Raw genomic sequence first — 17610 nt, forward strand, 5'->3', positions numbered from 1 at the left:
AGTCGTCGCGCAGCATGAACTCAGCCAAACCTGTGTCGGGGACTGTGACGAATCGGGCAGCGGTCCTCGGTTCACCGATCGAGCACTCCTTATCGCCGGTTCTTCACAATGCGGGTTACGAGGCGGCGGGCCTCACTGGGTGGCATTACTCGCGCCAACAGTGTGTTGCAGATGATTTGGCTGATCTCGTCCGCAACGCCGATCCGAGTTGCCGGGGCTTTTCTGTAACCATGCCGTGCAAGTTTGCCGCTCTCGAGGTGGCGGATGAAGTCACTGATAGGGCACGTGAGATCGGCTCTGCAAACACGCTGACGCGTATCGACGACAACCGTTGGCGCGCCGACAACACGGACTGCGAGGGCGTGATTGCTGCCATTGGGGAGCTACTTGGTCCCGATTCCCCGGTTCACGCCGTTATCGTTGGCGCAGGCGGTACAGCGCGCGCAGTCATGTGGGCCTTGCGGCATATCGGAGTCCGTGAGGTAACCGTGGTCAACCGCACTGACCGCAGCGGGGAGTACACAGACCTTGCTGCGGGGATGGTGCTTAACTTCGTGGATTTCGAGGCACCTCTAGCGGACATTACGTCCGCATCGGACCTCGTCATTTCGACTGTCCCCGCCGGGGCAGCTGACTACGTGGCATCCGATCTTGCACACGCCCCGGTGTTTGACGTGATCTACGACCCGTGGCCCACGCGGCTCGCCGTAGAGGCTGCAGCGAACGGCTACCGCACCGTTGGTGGACTGTCGATGCTTGCCGGACAGGCGTACGCTCAGTTTGAGCAATTCACCGGTGTGGACGCACCGCGACAGGCGATGCGCGACGCGCTGATGCGGCACGCGAACTCGTAAGAAGCAGCTCGCTTGCCAGAGCGGTTCGAAGTACTCAACTTCGGTACGCTGTCCATATGGAATTCGGGGGAGTTTTGGGGGCCACTGTTGCTGCCTGCTGGACAGCGGCCCTGATGGTGTTTGATGTTGCGTTTCGGCGTCTGCCGAATGCGCTGACAGTGCCGCCGGCCATTGTGGCGCTGATTGCTTGCCTTCTCGCGCCATTTCTTGGCGAGGCGACGTTGCTGTGGGCACTGCTGTGGCCGGGGCTGTATCTGTTTTCGCCTCAGGGGGTCGGTGGTGGGGACGTTAAGCTGGCGCTGCCGCTGGCGATGGTGTGTGTGATCTCCGGAAAACTGCCGGCGGTACTCGTTGCGATTGGTGTGTCCGGCCTGCTCACAGTCTTAATGGCGTGGTTAAGTCGCAGCCGAACCGCCGCACATGGTCCATCGATGCTTGCCGCAACGTGGCTCGTCGTAATGTATTTCGGGGTATAAGCACATCTATCGCAGCTGCTTGTGCGAGAATGTCGCCATGCTTCGTTGGACTACAGCCGGTGAATCGCACGGCCAGGCCCTCGTAGCCCTCGTTGAGGGCATGCCTTCTGGGGTGCCGGTATTGAAAGAAGAAATTGCTCATCAGCTCGCTCGTCGCCGTCTCGGTTATGGCCGTGGCGCGCGAATGAAGTTTGAGGCAGATGAGCTCACTTTGCTGACGGGCGTCGTGCACGGCTCATCTATCGGTAGCCCGGTGGCTATCCAGATTGGCAACACCGAGTGGCCGAAGTGGACCACGATCATGTCTGCTGAGCCGGTTGATGCTTCTGACCCTGAGGTGGCAAAAGAGTTGAGCTCTGGTCGCGGTGCGTCGTTGACCCGTCCGCGTCCGGGGCACGCCGATTTCGCCGGCATGATCAAATACGGTTTCGATTCTGCACGTCCTGTGCTTGAGCGTTCCTCTGCACGAGAGACTGCTGCCCGCGTAGCAGCCGGTACGGTTGCCCGTAGCTACCTGCGTGAGGTTCTCGGGGTTGAGGTGTTTTCCCATGTGGTGTCGATTGGGGAGTCGGCACCGTACGTTGGGGAGTCGCCAAGTTTCGGAGATATCGAGGCAATTGATGCTTCCCCTGTTCGTGCGTTTGATAAGGACGCGGAGGCGGACATGGTCGCGTGCATTGAGGCTGCGAAGAAGTCGGGCGACACGCTCGGCGGGATCGTCGAGGTCATTGTGGATGGGCTGCCGATCGGCCTTGGCTCCCACATTTCTGGCGAACGACGCTTGGATGCGCAGTTGGCAGGCGCGCTGATGGGTATCCAGTCGGTGAAAGGCGTCGAAATCGGCGACGGTTTCGAAGAGGCGCGTCGCCGTGGATCGCAGGCACACGACGAAATCGAGCGCACCGAAGATGGTGTGCGGAGGCTGACCAACCGTGCAGGCGGTATCGAAGGTGGCATGACGAATGGGGAGCAGTTGCGCGTTCGCGCTGCGATGAAGCCCATCTCGACTGTCCCTCGTGCCTTGAAGACGGTTGATATGAGCACTGGCGACGCTGCCACGGGGATTCACCAACGCTCCGATGTCTGTGCCGTGCCCGCTGGTGGTGTCGTTGCAGAGGCAATGGTTGCGCTTGTTCTGGCACAGGCTGTCTCTGAGAAATTCGGGGGAGACACGATTGAGGAGGTGAAGCGCAACGTAGAGTCGTACAAGGAGTACGTCGCGCAACGTCTTGCGTTTGATCAAGGTGGGGGTGCCGATGACTGAGCTCACTGATTTGCTGGCAGTAGAGGCATGCAACGAGGAGACAACGGGTACAACTCCGGCGACGGTTCATACGGCTCCTCGCGTGGTGCTCGTCGGTATGCCGGGGTCGGGTAAGTCAACGATTGGTCGTCGAATAGCTAGCGCGCTGAACCTGCCGATCGTGGATTCGGATCTGCTCATCGAGCAGGCTGAAGGCAAAGCGTGTGGCGAGGTGTACGCCGAGTTGGGTGAGGATGCCTTCCGTGAGCTCGAAGTCGGGTTTGTGGCACGTGCTCTGGCCACCGGTGGGGTAGTGAGCCTCGGGGGCGGTGCGATCGTGACCGAGGAAGTGCGACAGCTGCTGCAGCGCCACACTGTTGTTTGGATCGATGTCAGCGCGGAAGAGGGTATTCGCCGCACAGCACAGGATTCCACTCGACCAGTGCTTGACAGTGATGATCGCGAGCAGCGTTACCGCGACCTCATGGATCAACGTGAACCGTTGTACCGCGAAGTGGCCACGTTCCGCGTCCGCACGGACGCGCGGCCACCGCAGCGTGTTGTCGCAGAGATTTTGGGTTTCATCGACGGCGAGTAGTTTCCGTCAGGCTTCAGTTCTGTCAAGCGAAGGAGCAAACAATGGCAGTGGTATCCGTCACGGGCCCAAGTCCGTACGACATTCATATTGGCAGCAATAACCTTGACGCCGTAGCAGGTCACCTTGCGGATTCCGGCGCACGCCGTGTGCTGGTGGTCCACCAGGAACCGTTGCGTGCCGTTGCTTTGGACCTTGAGCACATGCTTGAGCAAGTGGGCCTGGCGCCGGTTTTGGCATGTGTTCCCGATGCGGAGGCTGGAAAGGATCTTCCGGTGCTTTCCCACTTGTGGGACGTGTTGGGGGAGCACGGGTTCTCTCGCCAGGACGCCGTTGTCGGTTTGGGTGGCGGCGCTGTGACAGATCTTGCCGGTTTCGCCGCGGCCACGTGGATGCGCGGTATCAAGGTTGTGCATGTGCCGACGACATTGCTCGCCATGGTTGATGCGGCAGTCGGCGGCAAGACTGGCATCAACACGACCGCAGGTAAAAATCTCGTCGGTGCGTTCCACGAGCCGAATGCGGTGTTTATTGATCTCGCTCGCATTGCAACGTTGCCTGAGCAAGAGGTTGTTTCAGGTTCTGCTGAGTTGGTAAAGACGGGCTTTATTGCGGACCCGCGGATTTTGGAGCTCTATCAGGAGGGCCCAGAGCATCACTGGGCGGAGCTTGTCGAGCGCTCTGTCAGCGTAAAAGCCAAGGTCGTGGGGGAGGACCTCAAGGAAGCTGGGCTGCGCGAGATTCTTAACTATGGCCACACTCTGGGCCATGCGATCGAACGTCGCGAGCATTACACGTGGCGCCACGGCAATGCCGTCGGGGTGGGCATGATGTTTGTGGCACACCTTGCTCATGCGCGCGGGCTTATCGACGATGACCTGGTCGCCCTCCACGAGACCGTCATCAGTGGCGCGGGACTTCCCACGAGCTACGAGGCCGGTGCGTTTGAAGAGCTGCATGAGGCGATGCTTCTGGACAAGAAGAACCGCGACGGCAAGATCCGATTTGTCGTCCTGGACGGCCTTGGGTCCTGCACTCGCCTGGAGGACGCAACTGTGGAAGAGATGCGCGCGGCGTACGCAAAGATTTCGGAGTAGAACATGAAAATCTTGGTACTCAATGGTCCGAACCTCAATCGACTCGGCAAACGCCAACCGGAGGTGTATGGGACGGTCACGCTGGCGGACGTCGAAAAGCAGTTGCACGATCACGCAGCCGATCTTGGGGTTGAAGTGGAGTGCCGCCAGTCCAACTACGAGGGCCAACTCATTGACTGGGTGCATGAAGCAGCCGATAACACTTGGCCGGTGATCATTAACCCGGGTGGTTTTACCCATACCTCGGTTGCGCTTCGTGATGCGCTGGTAGAACTAAATGATCACCAAGGTTTTATTGAGGTGCATATTTCGAACGTGCATGCGCGCGAGTCGTTCCGGCACCATTCGTACCTCTCGCCAATCGCCGTAGGCGTAATCGCGGGGTTGGGTACGGAAGGCTACCGGCTCGCGTTGGACTACTTCGCAAGGAGGAAATGATGGCATTGGCCGATACTCGTTTTGAAACTCGTCGGAGGAAACTCTCGTCGCAACTTGCGGCACAGCGTATCGACGACATGCTGGTCACCCATTTGACCCACGTGCGTTACCTGTCTGGTTTCTCCGGCTCGAACGGCGCGCTTCTGGTGTCGAAAGACCGTACTGCGAAGATCGCAACCGACGGTCGTTACACTACCCAGATTGCTGAAGAAGTCCCGGATATCAAGGCGACGATCGCTCGCCCGACCGCAACCGAGTTGTTGTCGCAGGCCACCGAAGGCCACCGGGTGGGCTATGAGGCAGATTTCGTTTCCGTTGCGGAGCTCAAGCGCCTCGAGGATGCATGCCCGGAGGGCGTAACCCTTGTGCCGGTATCTGGCGTGATTGAAGAGATCCGCTTGTTTAAGGACAACCTTGAACTCACCCGTCTGACTGAGGCTGCCGAGCTGGCCACACAGGCGTTGGAGGAACTCGTCGCCGCAGGAGAATTGCGAGCTGGCCGTTGTGAGCGTGACGTTGCCGCTGACCTTGAGTACCGCATGCGTCGACTTGGTGCAGAACGCCCAAGTTTTGACACGATTGTCGCCTCCGGTCCGAACGCCTCGAAGCCACACCATCAGGCCGGCGACCGTCTTATCGCCGAAGGCGATTTGGTGACCATTGATTACGGTATGCACCGCCTCGGGTTCAACTCCGATATGACCCGTACGTTTGCTATCGGGGAGATCGGTCAGTTGGAGCGCGAGATTTACGAAGTGACGCTCGCATCCCAGCTTGCTGGCGTGAAGGCAGCCACGGCGGGAACGGCACTTGTGGATGTAGACAAGGCTTGCCGCGACGTCATTGAAGAGGCAGGTTTCGGCGAGTACTTCGTTCACTCCACTGGCCACGGTGTCGGCCTGGACGTGCATGAAGCCCCGTCTGCCGCACAGACCGGCAAGGGAGACCTAAAGGAAGGTATGACCCTGACCATTGAGCCGGGGATCTACATTCCGGGCAAGACCGGTGTGCGTATTGAGGACACGTTGATCATCACATCAGGGAAGCCACGGATTATCACCAAGTACCCGAAGGAATTGACGGTGCTGTAGCATTGCTGTGTTTGTACACGTTCCGAAACAATTACGAGGAAGGTACCACCCATGGCAACTACCGCCGATTTTAAGAACGGTCTTGTGCTGAAGGTCGATGGCAAACTGCAGCAGATCGTTGAGTTCCAGCATGTCAAGCCCGGTAAGGGACCGGCATTTGTGCGCACCAAGCTTAAGGATGTCGTCTCCGGAAAGACTGTGGAGAAGACGTGGAACGCAGGTGTGAAGGTGGAGACCGCGACGGTTGATCGTCGCGATATGACCTACCTGTACAACGACGGCACGAGCTACGTTGTCATGGACGACAAGACCTTCGAGCAGTTCGAGCTGCCGGCCGACAAGTTCGGCGATGCAGCACGCTTCCTGCTGGAGAACATGCATGTTCAGGTTTCTTTCCACGAGGGTGAAGCACTTTTCGCTGAGCTTCCGATCTCTGTGGACCTCAAGGTCGAGCACACCGAGCCGGGTCTGCAGGGCGACCGTTCCACCGGTGGTACCAAGCCGGCAACGCTGGAGACCGGTGCTGAGATCCAGGTTCCGCTGTTCCTGGAGACCGGTAACGTGGTCAAGGTTGACACGCGTACTGGCGAGTACCTCTCTCGCGTGAATAACTAATGCTCGACTACAAACGTCATGGCGCCCGTTACCGGGCGCGCCGTCGTGCGGTAGACATGCTGTTCGAGGCGGAGACACGGGATATCGATCCGGTTGCCATCGTTGAGGACCGCACTGAGCTTTCGCGGAATCCGTTGAACGCAGTTGCGCCGGTTGCTGACTACACTCGCGAGATTGTCGCAGGCGCTGCTGAAAAGCTCGACGATTTGGATGACGCGATCGAGCGCTCCTTGAGCGATGACTGGGAGCTGTTTCGCTTGCCAGCCGTCGACCGTCAGATCCTGCGTGTGGCCGCCTGGGAGATTTTGTTTAACGACGAAGTCGATGCGCCAATCTCGATTAAAGAGGCGGTAGAAATGGCATCCGAATACTCGGGTGCGAAGGCTGCCCCGTACATCAACGCTGTGTTGGATCGGATTGCGCAGTCGGTCGACCCAAATTCACCGTTTGCTGTGGATGGCGAGGAAGAGCAAGACGCGACTGAGCCGGAGACCGAGGAGTAGCTCTCGGCGCTCAAGTGGTAGTCCTAGCCGCTACTGTTGTGTTCGTTCATACCGTATTTTGTGGGATGGACGCACAGCGGTAGTGGCTTTCTCATTTATAAGCCGGGCTCGTTTACCGGGTTCAAGGAAGGAAAATATGTCGAAGCTCACGGTTGAAGAAGCAAAGCAGTTTCGTGTCGGCCCCAATTTTCAGATCGCAGATGTAGATCCAACGGCGACGCCGGGGGTTAAGGATGCTTCGGATGTTTTCAACGACTACGACGACCAGCTTGATGACCTACAGCGCATGCTTTTTGCCAACGGAAGGGTTGACAATGAGAATGCTGGTTCGGTGCTGTTGGTGCTCCAGGGGATGGATACCTCGGGTAAGGGCGGGATGATCCGGCACGTCATTGGGGGAACGATGGATCTGCAAGGCGTGCACGTCAAGGCTTTTGGTCGTCCGACGGAAGAAGAGGCGTCGCACGACTTCCTCTGGCGTTTCTACGACCACTTGCCTCAGCCTGGGCAAATCAGTGTTTTTGACCGTTCTCATTACGAAGATGTGCTTGTGCAGCGCGTGAAACAGATGGCTCCTCCGGAGGAGATTGAGCGCCGCTACGGGGCGATCGTCGAGTTTGAGCAAGAGATTGCGGCGCGTGGCACGAAGATCATCAAGGTGATGCCCCACATCTCGCGAGAATTCCAGGCAGAGAATCTTAAAGAGCGCATTCTACGCGAGGACAAGCACTGGAAGTACAACCCAGGTGACATTGATGATCGGAAGCTGTGGAGTCAGTACATGGCTGCCTATCAGATCGCGATGACGCGTACATCCACCGATGAGGCTCCCTGGTACTGCATTCCTTCCGACGACAAGAAGTATTGCCGCAGTGTGGTTAAGGCATTGCTGTTTGACGCCTTGGAATCGCTCGACCCGCAGTGGCCCGAGCCCGATTTTGATGCAGAAACCGAACTCGAGCGGCTGGCCAACTCTTAGTTGTCTTCGGTTTCGGCCTGCGCTGCCGTTGCTTCTTCAGCGGTGCGCTTGATTTCGCCGACGAGGGCCTGCATAGCGTCCTGTGTTTCCAGAACGCCTGCGACGGCAGCTTCGAGAGAGGACGCCAATTGCTCGTCGGTAAGCCCTGCGCCGATCGCGATTTCCGATTCGGTGCGCACAACGATCGTCTCGGTGCGGTTGACCACGAGCGCACGCGCGTCGAGGTACGAGCTGTTGACCTGGTTTGCGGCCAGGTACAAGGTGGCATCGGGCGTGTCGGACGGGGTGTCGGTAACCGAGTCCGCACGCAGGATCAACACTGAGTCCAACAGGACAAACAGCAGGTTGAATCCCTTGTAATGGGCGTGGCCTGCGCGGCCAGACGGGTCGTCGGAAACTTCGATGCCCTGCTTCGCCATCGTTTCGATGACGCGGTCGATGGTTACTTGAGTTGCGGTGCTCACTGCTGCGGTTCCTCCCAGTTCACGACGGTCGGGAAAGTGGTTTTGAGGTAGTCGAATGCCTGAAGCGTGGCGTCGATAGACATCACAATGAAAGAGCCGAGCTGGTTGAATGAGGCTCCATCGGCGATGTTCATCGAGCGAATGGCGCTCACAGCCAGGTTGTCCTCACCGCGTTCGAAGAAACGCAGGGTCGGTGCAAAATGCGTCTGGTTGTGCTCGTTGCAGGCAAACAGCACCTGCGATGCGCTATCGCGGGGAAACTCGCCACGCCACAGGGCCTCGAAGATGAGGTGATCGCCGTCGAGGGCAATGACGATTGCTGCGTTGATAAAACCAGAGCGCACGGCTTGATCTTCGACGCGGTATTCAAGGTTTTCTTCCTCAAAAATCGCGGCGATTGCTTCGGTAGTCACCGGTTCCGGAACGTTGCGTTCTGGGTGCTCGTTGGGCTGGATGGCTTCAGTCTCTTCTGTAGTCACACTTGCGAGAATACCCATCTGGGTGAAACCCTTCACGGTCACGTCTTGCTGGTGCTAATGTGAAGCGCAGTCTCCGAGACTTCACACGGCCCCGATAGGCGGGACCGCGTCGATATTTCCTTTAAATGCCGCACAGAGAGGCGGGGAAGGAGGTTCGATGAGTGGAAACGAACGGTCGACGGTTGAGCTGCTGAACGCTCAGGACGTCGGTCGCACTGTTGCACGCATCGCGCACCAGATCATCGAGAAGACAACGCTGGACGACAGCGACGGACCGCAGGTCATTCTGCTGGGGATCCCGTCCGGTGGTGTTCCGTTAGCGCAGCGTATTGCGGAAGCGGTTGAAGAATTTTCAGGCGTGAGCGTGCCAGTAGGCAGTCTCGACGTCACTTTGTACCGCGACGATCTCCGCGACAAGCCACATCGGGCACTGCGCCCAACCCACATTCCGGTCGACATCGACGGGGCAATTGTCGTGCTTGTCGACGATGTCTTGTACTCCGGCCGAACCATTCGCGCCGCCCTTGATTCGCTGCGCGACATCGGTAGGCCAGCCGCGATCCAGCTCGCAGTGCTGGTCGATCGTGGCCACCGGGAACTGCCAATCCGCGCGGATTACGTAGGCAAGAACATCCCCACATCGAAGGACGAAGATGTCACTGTCGCGATCGCCCAGCTCGACGGTGAAGATCGCGTGACCCTGGAACGGGAGGCGTAAATGAGGCACCTCATCGATATTGCAGATCTCAGCCGCGAAGAGATCATCGAGCTGATGGATGAAGCGGACCGCTTCCGGGAAGCTCTGGATGGTCGTGAGATCAAGAAGCTTCCGACCCTGCGTGGCCGCACTGTGATGACGTTGTTCTACGAGAACTCGACGCGTACCCGCTCGTCGTTTGAGACAGCGGGCAAGTGGATGAGCGCCGATGTGATCAATCTGTCTGCGTCTTCATCTTCGGTGAAGAAGGGTGAATCGCTCAAAGACACCGCTGCAACCTTGGAGGCAATCGGTGCAGACGCGATCATCATGCGCCACCCTGCTTCGGGTGCGGCACAGCTTCTGGCCAAGTGGTTGCCGAATACAAGCATCGTGAACGCAGGTGACGGCCAGCACCAGCACCCGACACAGGCTTTGCTGGATGCGGTGACCATGCGCCAGCACATTGGCGATGTCGCTGGAAAGCGTGTCCTGATCGTCGGCGATATTTTGCACTCCCGTGTTGCTCGCTCGAACGTGGACCTGCTGCACATCTTGGGCGCAGAGGTTGTGTTGGTTGCGCCGCCGACGCTGCTGCCTACCGGTGTGGAGTTCTGGCCAGCACGTGTCTCGTATGACTTCGATGCCGAGATTGAGCACGCAGATGTCGTGATGATGCTGCGCGTGCAGGCCGAGCGCATGAACGGCGGGTTCTTCCCGTCGCACCGCGAGTACGCCACCTTGTACGGCTTGAGCGTTGACCGAGCCGACCGTATGAAGGATTCGGCGTTGATCATGCACCCGGGTCCGATGCTGCGTGGCATGGAAATTAACTACGACGTGGCCGATCGCGACAATGCTGTCGTCCTCGGCCAGGTCTCTAACGGCGTGTACACCCGCATGGCCGTGTTGTTCACACTGCTCGCCGGCACTGGCGGCGAAGAAGGAGCGATCAAGTGACCAAGCTTGCACTCAACAACGTTCGTCCATATGGCGAGGACGTGACCAGCATTCTCATTGACGTGGAAGACGGTGTCATCGACTCCATTGGGGAAAACCCGTTTGACGATGCTGATGAAACCATCGACTGTGGTGGCAACGTGTTGCTTCCTGGTCTCGTCGATATGCACGTGCACCTGCGTGAGCCGGGCCGCGAGGATACCGAAACCATCGCTACCGGCTCGGATGCTGCCGCCAAGGGAGGCTTCACCGCTGTATTCACCATGGCGAATACCAACCCGGTGATCGACCAGCCGTTCCTCGCCGAGGCGGTCTGGGAGAAGGGCCAGACGTACGGTAAGTGCGATGTCTACCCGGTGGGCTCGATTACCAAGGGACTCGAGGGCAAGACGCTCACCGAGATCGGTCTGATGGCCCGCAGCGGTGTGCGCATGTTTTCCGACGATGGCAAGTGTGTCAACGACCCGCAGCTCATGCGCCGCGCTATCGAATACGCCAAGGCACACGACGTGATTCTCGCCCAGCATGCGGAAGATCACCGCATGACCGAGGGCGCTGTCGCCCACGAAGGCGAGCAGGCAGCGCGCCTGGGGCTTCGCGGTTGGCCGCGTGTCGCGGAGGAATCCATCGTCGCACGCGACGCCATCATGACTCGTGACTACGGCGGTCGTTACCACCTCTGCCACGCGTCGACCGAAGGCACGGTCGAGCTGCTTCGGTTCGCCAAAGCACAGGGCATCAACGTTACGGCAGAGGTCACCCCGCACCACCTGCTGCTTACCGACGAAATGCTGTCCACCTACGACGGTCTCTTCCGCGTCAACCCTCCACTGCGCGAAAAGCGCGACGCTGAAGCGCTCAAGCAAGCGCTTCTCGACGGCACCGTGGACGTCATCGCCACCGACCACGCTCCTCACGGATCTGAAGACAAGTGCGTGGAGTTCGAGCACGCCAAGCCAGGCATGCTCGGCCTAGAAACGTCCATGGCGATCGTGCACCGAGTCTTCGTCGAATCGGGTCTTGCTGACTGGCGCTTCGTGGCCAAGGTCATGAGCGAGCGCCCTGCCGAAATTCTGCGGCTTGAGGACCAGGGCCGTCCGATCGCGGTTGGCGAGCCAGCAAACCTGACCTTGATTGATCCGCAGGACACCTGGACCGCAAAGGGCAAGGATATGGCGTCGAAGGCGTCGAACACTCCCTACGAAGGCATCGAATTTAACGCACGCGTAGTTGGCACCTGGCTGCGCGGCACCCAAACCTACTCTGCAAAGAAGGCCTAAACCCATGACAAAAACACAGCAGCAGCGCACCCGCGCACAACTCGTCCTCGACACAGGCGAGAAATTCACCGGCTTCGTCTTCGGCGCAGCACCGGAAGGTGACATTGAAGGCGATCTCAAGAGCATCATCGATATGTTCGGTTACGAGCGCGAAATGTGCTCTGCCGATAACGACGGCAAGATCCTGGTGTTCGCTACTCCGCACATCGGCAATGTTGGCTGGACAGGTGAAGGAGCAGGGGAGGGGCGTACGGCAATCACGGCAAAAGCCGTGGTGATCCGCGATCTCGCTCGCATCGCATCGAACCAGGAAGCAAAGCACAGCCTGGAAGAAGAAATGAAGGCACAGGGCATTACCGGCATCTGGGGTGTGGACACCCGCAGACTTGTCCGCCACGTCTCTCAGGCGCAGCACGAGGGTAAGTCGGTGCGCGTGCAGGTAATCGTCGAAAAGCAAGAAGCTTAAAAGAAAGACCAGGAGAAACATTATGAAGCGAGAAGATCTCAACCACGTCCTGGTCATCGGCTCCGGGCCGATCGTCATCGGACAGGCGTGCGAGTTTGACTATTCCGGCACCCAGGCGTGCCGCGTGCTCAAAGAAGAAGGCCTGCGCGTCACCCTGGTGAACTCGAACCCGGCGACGATCATGACCGACCCTGAGTTCGCCGACCACACGTACGTAGAGCCGATCCAGCCGGAGTACATCGACCGCATCCTCGCCCGCGAGGCAGAGCAAGGCCACCCGGTTGATGCGATTCTGCCGACGCTCGGTGGTCAGACTGCACTCAACACGGCCATCAAGCTGGACCGGCTTGGCATTCTGGAAAAGCACGGCGTTGAACTCATCGGCGCAGACATCGACGCGATTGAGCGCGGCGAAGACCGCCAAAAGTTCAAGGACATTGTTGAAAAGATCGGCGGCGAGTCCGCCCGTTCCCGTGTCTGCTACACCATGGAAGAAGTGGAAGAAACCGTCGCGGAGCTCGGCTTCCCAGTCGTCGTGCGCCCGTCGTTCACCATGGGTGGTCTCGGTTCCGGCCTTGCCTATGACATGGATGACTTGCACCGCATCGCCGGCGACGGCTTGACCGCATCGCCAGAAGCGAACGTGCTCATTGAGGAATCCATCCTCGGTTGGAAAGAAATCGAGCTCGAGCTCATTCGTGACTCGGATGACAACTGCATTACGGTTGCGACGATTGAGAACGTGGATGCCATGGGTGTCCACACGGGCGACTCTGTCACGGTGGCGCCGGTGTTGACGATGACCGAGCCCGAGGTCACCAAGATGATCGAACAGGGCAAGGCCATCATCCGTGAAGTCGGTGTCAGGACCGGTGGCTGCAATATCCAGTTCGCCATCAACCCCAAAGACGGCCGCATGATCACGATCGAGATGAACCCGCGCGTGTCGCGTTCGTCTGCACTTGCGTCGAAGGCGACCGGCTACCCGATTGCAAAGGTGGCAACCCGACTCGCCATTGGCTACACGCTCGACGAGATTGCTAACGACATGACCGGTGGCGCAACCACTGCGCTTGAGGAGCCGTCCCTCGACTACGTCATCGTCAAGATGCCACGCTTTACCTTTGAGAAGTTCCCGGGCTCGGACGAGACTCTGGGCACCTCCATGAAGGCGGTTGGCGAGGCCATGGGTATTGGCCGCAACTACATCCAGGGCCTGAACAAGGTCATGCGCTCGATGGAAGACAAGCCAAACGGCTTCTGGACTCGTTCCGACGAGTACGTCGCAGGAGAGCGTGCAAATGACGTCGCAGCGGTGCTCGAAGACCTTAAGGTGCCGACCGACAAGCGTCTCTACGATGTCGAGCTTGCGCTTCGCCTCGGCGCGAGCGTTGATGAGGTCTACGCAGCCTCCGGCATCGATCCGTGGTTCCTCGAGGAAGTCGCTGGGCTGGTCGAATTTCGCCAGGTGCTTATCGACGCCCCTGTGCTCGACGCAGATCTTCTGCGTGAGGCAAAGGCTCAAGGCTTGTCCGACGCCCAGATTGCTACGCTGCGCCCAGAACTCGCGGGCGAAGACGGCGTGCGTCAACTGCGATGGACGCTGGGTATCCACCCGACCTTCAAGACCGTGGACACTTGCTCGGGCCAGTACGAGGCGAAGGTTCCGTACCTGTACTCGGCGTACGAACTCGACCCGGCTGCCGAGTCTGAGGTTGACCAGTTCACCGGTGCAAAGGAAAACAGCAAGGGCAAGGTCATCATCCTGGGCTCTGGTCCGAACCGCATTGGTCAGGGCATCGAGTTCGACTACTCCTGTGTCCACGCCGCCCTGGAACTGTCCCGCGTCGGCTACGAGACCGTGATGGTCAACTGCAACCCGGAGACCGTTTCTACCGACTACGACACCGCGGACCGTCTCTACTTCGAACCGTTGACGTTCGAAGATGTGATGGAGATCTACCGTGCGGAAGCCGCTACCGGTGAGGTCGCTGGCGTTATTGTGCAGCTCGGCGGTCAGACCCCGCTGGGCCTCGCGCAGCGTCTCGCGGATGCGGGCGTGCCGGTCGTCGGTACGAGCCCCGAGGCAATCGATCTGGCGGAGGACCGCGGCGAGTTTGGCAAGGTGCTCGAAGCAGCCAAGCTTCCAGCTCCCGCATTTGGCACCGCAACCTCCTTCGAAGAGGCTCGCGAAGTGGCCAACAAGGTTGGTTACCCCGTCCTCGTGCGCCCGTCTTACGTGCTCGGAGGCCGTGGCATGGAGATCGTTTATGACGAAGACTCCCTGCGCAACTACATCGAGCGCGCAACCGAGCTCAGCCCGGACCACCCAGTGCTTGTGGACCGCTTCCTTGACAACGCCATCGAAATTGACGTCGATGTGTTGTCTGACGGCAACGAGGTCTACCTCGGTGGTCTGATGGAACACATCGAGGAAGCCGGCATTCACTCTGGCGACTCCGCCTGTGCGCTTCCGCCGATGACGCTCGGCCCCGACGACATTGAAAAGGTTCGTCGCTCCGCTGAGGCACTCGCTCACGGTATCGGGGTGAAGGGTCTGATGAACGTCCAGTTCGCATTGAAGGACGACATCCTCTACGTCATCGAGGCAAACCCGCGCGCGTCGCGTACGGTGCCGTTCGTCTCCAAGGCGACCGGCGTCCACCTTGCGAAGGCTGCAGCACGCGTCATGCTCGGCGCGACGATCGCTGAACTTCGCGACGAGGGCCTCATCCCGTCCGACTACGATGGCGGATCCTTGCCGCTGAACCACCCGATCGCTGTGAAGGAAGCGGTACTGCCGTTTAGCCGCTTCCGCCGCCCAGACGGGTCGATTCTGGACACCATCCTCGGCCCGGAAATGAAGTCCACCGGTGAGGTCATGGGGCTTGCCCCGTCGTTCGGTGTGGCATTTGCTAAGACCCAGGCCGCTGCTTACGGCGAACTGCCGACGGAGGGCACGGTCTTTGTCTCCCTGGCTAACCACGACAAGCGCACCCTGATCTTCCCGATCCAGCGTTTGTCCACCATGGGGTTCAAGGTGATCGCGACGGCAGGTACAGCGCAAATGCTGCGCCGCAACGGCATCGAATGCGAAGTAGCACTCAAGGGCTCCGAGGTCCGCGAAGGTGCGAAGGGTCGTTCCATCGTGGAGCGGATCTTGGACGGCGAGATTGATCTCATCCTGAACACTCCGGCGGGCTCGACAACCGCGCGCCACGATGGCTACGACATCCGTGCCGCAGCCGTGATCGCGGATGTACCGATCATGACCGATGTGCAGGGTGTTACCGCCACAGTCCAAGGCATCGAAGCAGTGCGCAGCAACTCCATTGATGTGACCAGCCTCCAGGAGCTTGAGCACAGCGTCTCCGAGAACGCAGAGGGTGGCCAGTAGTGGTGCAGCCCAATGCCTCCTTCGGGGAGCGTCTCGTTGCCGCTGGTAACGAATATGGCCGACTGTGTGTAGGCATCGACCCGCACGCGGCGCTGCTGGACAAGTGGGGTCTTCCGGACACCATTGATGGTCTGCAACGGTTTTCCTCGGCTTGTGTTGAGGCCTTTGCAGGATCAGTTGCGTTGGTCAAGCCACAGGTTGCCTTCTACGAGCGGTTCGGCTCTGCGGGTTTCGCGGTGCTTGAGGAGACCCTCGCCGCACTCCGTGAGAGCGGGACGCTCGTCGTCGCGGACGCCAAGCGAGGCGATATCGGCTCCACGATGGCTGGATACGCCGCTGCGTGGCTGCAGCCAGGCTCACCGTTGGAAGCGGACGCGCTCACGCTGACACCGTATCTGGGTGTCGGGTCGCTGGAGCCTGCCATCTCACTTGCTGCAGCGCACGGTAAGGGCGTGTTCGTGATGTCTGCGAACTCCAACCCTGAAGCTGAAGCGTTTCAGACGAGTGAAATCGATGGACGCATGGTGTCGCAGTGGATGGTCGATGAATGCGCCACGTATAACCAGGGCGCTGCAGTAGGTCACGTTGGTGTCGTTGTCGGTGCAACTGTGGCGAAGCCGCCGGTGCTCGACGCGCTCAATGCCCCAGTGCTTATGCCTGGGGTCGGAGCGCAGGGAGCGACGATGGAAGACGCGGCGCAGATTGCAGGTGCAAACGCGCACCTGGTGTTCCCGAATGTTTCCCGTTCCGTCTTGTCGGCTGGGCCGGACGTTACTGAACTGCGGAAACGTGTCGCTGAACTGGTAAAACAGCCATAACTAGCGGGTCCATTTCATCGGCTGAGAAAAACCCTGGTAGTTTAGGTGCGTCGCAACGGTGACATGGAGAAATGCAGCAAGAATGCGCTCCATTTTCCCGGTGCCAACCAGATGCAGTGTTAGACTGTGTCGGATGCGGTGCGCCTTCTGAAACGCAGAGTGTGGAGGAGGCCCCGCGCCGGCACGAGTCGGCCTGAACATATTGAATGAACTACCTACATGGAGGAACCCGTGGCACTTCCACAGTTGACCGATGAACAGCGCAAGGCAGCCCTCGAGAAGGCGGCTGAGGCTCGCAAGAAGCGCGCTGAGCTGAAGGCCTCCCTGAAGCGCGGCGAGACCACGCTCAAGGACGTGCTGGAGAAGGCTGACACCGACGAGATCATCGGCAAGACCAAGGTTTCCGCTTTGCTCGAGGCCATGCCGAAGGTTGGCAAGGTCAAGGCTCGCGAGATCATGGAGGAGCTGGAGATCGCTCAGACCCGTCGCCTGCGTGGCCTGGGTGAGCGTCAGCGTCGTGCTCTGCTCGAGCGCTTCGGCTTCGAAGAGAACTAAACATGGCTGAGGTGGCGCCCCGCGGGCAGCTGGTCGTTTTGGCCGGACCGTCTGCCGTAGGTAAGTCAACGGTGGTTAGCCGCCTGCGCGGCGAGGTGCCGGACCTCTACTTTTCTGTCTCGATGACAACTCGAGCTCCACGCCCGGGCGAAGTCGACGGCAGGGATTACTACTTCGTCTCCTCGAATGATTTTCAACAGCGCATCGATGCTGGTGAGATGCTGGAATGGGCTGACATTCACGGAGGCCTTCAGCGCTCGGGCACGCCTGCGGGTCCGGTCCGTGAAGCTCTTGCAGACGGGCGCCCGGTACTCGTAGAGGTGGACCTCGCAGGTGCTCGCAACATCAAGCAGCTCATGCCTGAAGCGCGTACAGTGTTCCTTGCACCCCCGTCGTGGGAAGTCCTCGTTGAACGTCTCACGGGTCGTGGGACCGAGACGGAAGCTGTGATTGAGCGCAGGCTCACCACCGCGCGCGAGGAGCTCGATGCGCAAGGGGAGTTCGACACCGTTGTTGTGAATGACGATGTCGACGATGCCGTTGCACACATTGCGCGCATCCTTCTAGGCGCAACATCCGACAACAATTAGCGAGTGGGTTTTA

20 protein-coding genes are annotated in these 17610 nt (G+C 59.4%); 18 read left to right on the forward strand and 2 right to left on the reverse strand.

The features are described from left to right. The first annotated feature begins 14 nt into the window (after positions 1–14). The 10 genes from HMPREF3145_RS10000 (at position 15) to HMPREF3145_RS10045 (ending at position 7891) form a co-directional block, all read left to right on the forward strand. Positions 15–854 (forward strand): shikimate dehydrogenase, encoded by an 840-nt coding sequence (locus tag HMPREF3145_RS10000; RefSeq protein ID WP_070423236.1) that lies wholly within the window; start codon positions 15–17, stop codon positions 852–854. Between the two features lie 56 nt (positions 855–910). Next, the gene (locus HMPREF3145_RS10005; RefSeq protein WP_070423090.1) at positions 911–1330 is read left to right on the forward strand and encodes a prepilin peptidase; all 420 of its coding nucleotides are present in this window, start codon (positions 911–913) and stop codon (positions 1328–1330) included. Between the two features lie 37 nt (positions 1331–1367). Beyond that, positions 1368–2594: a chorismate synthase gene (gene aroC, locus HMPREF3145_RS10010; RefSeq protein ID WP_070423237.1), complete on the forward strand. Its 1227-nt coding sequence runs from the start codon at positions 1368–1370 to the stop codon at positions 2592–2594. Next, entirely contained in the window at positions 2587–3171 is a 585-nt protein-coding gene (locus HMPREF3145_RS10015; RefSeq protein ID WP_083279518.1) for a shikimate kinase, read from the forward strand. Before aroC ends, HMPREF3145_RS10015 begins: the two co-directional genes overlap by 8 nt. Before the next feature lie 41 nt (positions 3172–3212). Continuing rightward, positions 3213–4265, forward strand: coding sequence for a 3-dehydroquinate synthase (gene aroB / locus HMPREF3145_RS10020; protein ID WP_070423091.1), 1053 nt, complete (start codon positions 3213–3215; stop codon positions 4263–4265). Between the two features lie 3 nt (positions 4266–4268). Then, positions 4269–4703: a type II 3-dehydroquinate dehydratase gene (gene aroQ / locus HMPREF3145_RS10025; protein WP_070423092.1), complete on the forward strand. Its 435-nt coding sequence runs from the start codon at positions 4269–4271 to the stop codon at positions 4701–4703. Beyond that, a complete protein-coding gene (locus HMPREF3145_RS10030) occupies positions 4703–5794 on the forward strand; it encodes an aminopeptidase P family protein (protein WP_070423093.1) in 1092 nt (363 codons plus the stop codon). Before aroQ ends, HMPREF3145_RS10030 begins: the two co-directional genes overlap by 1 nt. Before the next feature lie 51 nt (positions 5795–5845). Further along, positions 5846–6409: an elongation factor P gene (gene efp / locus HMPREF3145_RS10035; protein WP_070423094.1), complete on the forward strand. Its 564-nt coding sequence runs from the start codon at positions 5846–5848 to the stop codon at positions 6407–6409. Beyond that, a complete protein-coding gene (nusB, locus tag HMPREF3145_RS10040; protein ID WP_070423095.1) occupies positions 6409–6912 on the forward strand; it encodes a transcription antitermination factor NusB in 504 nt (167 codons plus the stop codon). Before efp ends, nusB begins: the two co-directional genes overlap by 1 nt. A 136-nt stretch (positions 6913–7048) precedes the next feature. Continuing rightward, positions 7049–7891, forward strand: coding sequence for a PPK2 family polyphosphate kinase (locus HMPREF3145_RS10045; RefSeq protein ID WP_070423096.1), 843 nt, complete (start codon positions 7049–7051; stop codon positions 7889–7891). On the opposite strand, the gene HMPREF3145_RS10050 is transcribed toward HMPREF3145_RS10045, so the two are convergent. Together HMPREF3145_RS10050 and HMPREF3145_RS10055 are read right to left on the reverse strand one after the other, a co-directional pair. After that, positions 7888–8355 (reverse strand): YbjN domain-containing protein, encoded by a 468-nt coding sequence (locus HMPREF3145_RS10050; RefSeq protein WP_246817580.1) that lies wholly within the window; start codon positions 8353–8355, stop codon positions 7888–7890. The two genes, HMPREF3145_RS10045 and HMPREF3145_RS10050, sit on opposite strands and share 4 nt — an antisense overlap. Next, the gene (locus tag HMPREF3145_RS10055; RefSeq protein ID WP_246817581.1) at positions 8352–8834 is read right to left on the reverse strand and encodes a YbjN domain-containing protein; all 483 of its coding nucleotides are present in this window, start codon (positions 8832–8834) and stop codon (positions 8352–8354) included. The genes HMPREF3145_RS10050 and HMPREF3145_RS10055 overlap by 4 nt, the downstream gene beginning before the upstream one ends. A gap of 157 nt (positions 8835–8991) precedes the next feature. Here HMPREF3145_RS10055 and pyrR point away from each other — a divergent pair, with 157 nt between their 5' ends. The 8 genes from pyrR to gmk all read left to right on the forward strand — a co-directional run bounded on the left by pyrR (position 8992) and on the right by gmk (position 17597). Further along, positions 8992–9552: a bifunctional pyr operon transcriptional regulator/uracil phosphoribosyltransferase PyrR gene (gene pyrR / locus HMPREF3145_RS10060; RefSeq protein WP_070423098.1), complete on the forward strand. Its 561-nt coding sequence runs from the start codon at positions 8992–8994 to the stop codon at positions 9550–9552. Next, entirely contained in the window at positions 9553–10491 is a 939-nt protein-coding gene (locus HMPREF3145_RS10065; RefSeq protein WP_070423099.1) for an aspartate carbamoyltransferase catalytic subunit, read from the forward strand. Continuing rightward, positions 10488–11771 (forward strand): dihydroorotase, encoded by a 1284-nt coding sequence (locus HMPREF3145_RS10070; protein WP_070423100.1) that lies wholly within the window; start codon positions 10488–10490, stop codon positions 11769–11771. Before HMPREF3145_RS10065 ends, HMPREF3145_RS10070 begins: the two co-directional genes overlap by 4 nt. Positions 11772–11775: 4 nt before the next feature. Then, complete coding sequence (locus HMPREF3145_RS10075) at positions 11776–12237, forward strand: carbamoyl-phosphate synthase domain-containing protein (RefSeq protein ID WP_070423101.1); 462 nt, start codon at positions 11776–11778, stop codon at positions 12235–12237. Between the two features lie 22 nt (positions 12238–12259). After that, positions 12260–15634: a carbamoyl-phosphate synthase large subunit gene (gene carB, locus HMPREF3145_RS10080; protein WP_246817582.1), complete on the forward strand. Its 3375-nt coding sequence runs from the start codon at positions 12260–12262 to the stop codon at positions 15632–15634. Positions 15635–15636: 2 nt separating this feature from the next. Next, positions 15637–16452 (forward strand): orotidine-5'-phosphate decarboxylase, encoded by an 816-nt coding sequence (pyrF, locus tag HMPREF3145_RS10085; RefSeq protein ID WP_083279533.1) that lies wholly within the window; start codon positions 15637–15639, stop codon positions 16450–16452. 231 nt (positions 16453–16683) lie between these two features. After that, the gene (mihF, locus tag HMPREF3145_RS10090) at positions 16684–17007 is read left to right on the forward strand and encodes an integration host factor, actinobacterial type (protein WP_070423240.1); all 324 of its coding nucleotides are present in this window, start codon (positions 16684–16686) and stop codon (positions 17005–17007) included. Between the two features lie 2 nt (positions 17008–17009). Then, positions 17010–17597, forward strand: coding sequence for a guanylate kinase (gene gmk / locus HMPREF3145_RS10095; protein ID WP_070423104.1), 588 nt, complete (start codon positions 17010–17012; stop codon positions 17595–17597). The last annotated feature ends 13 nt before the right edge of the window (positions 17598–17610 follow it).

Source organism: Corynebacterium sp. HMSC05C01, from assembly GCF_001807155.1.
GTDB classification, from domain to species: Bacteria; Actinomycetota; Actinomycetes; order Mycobacteriales; family Mycobacteriaceae; genus Corynebacterium; species Corynebacterium coyleae.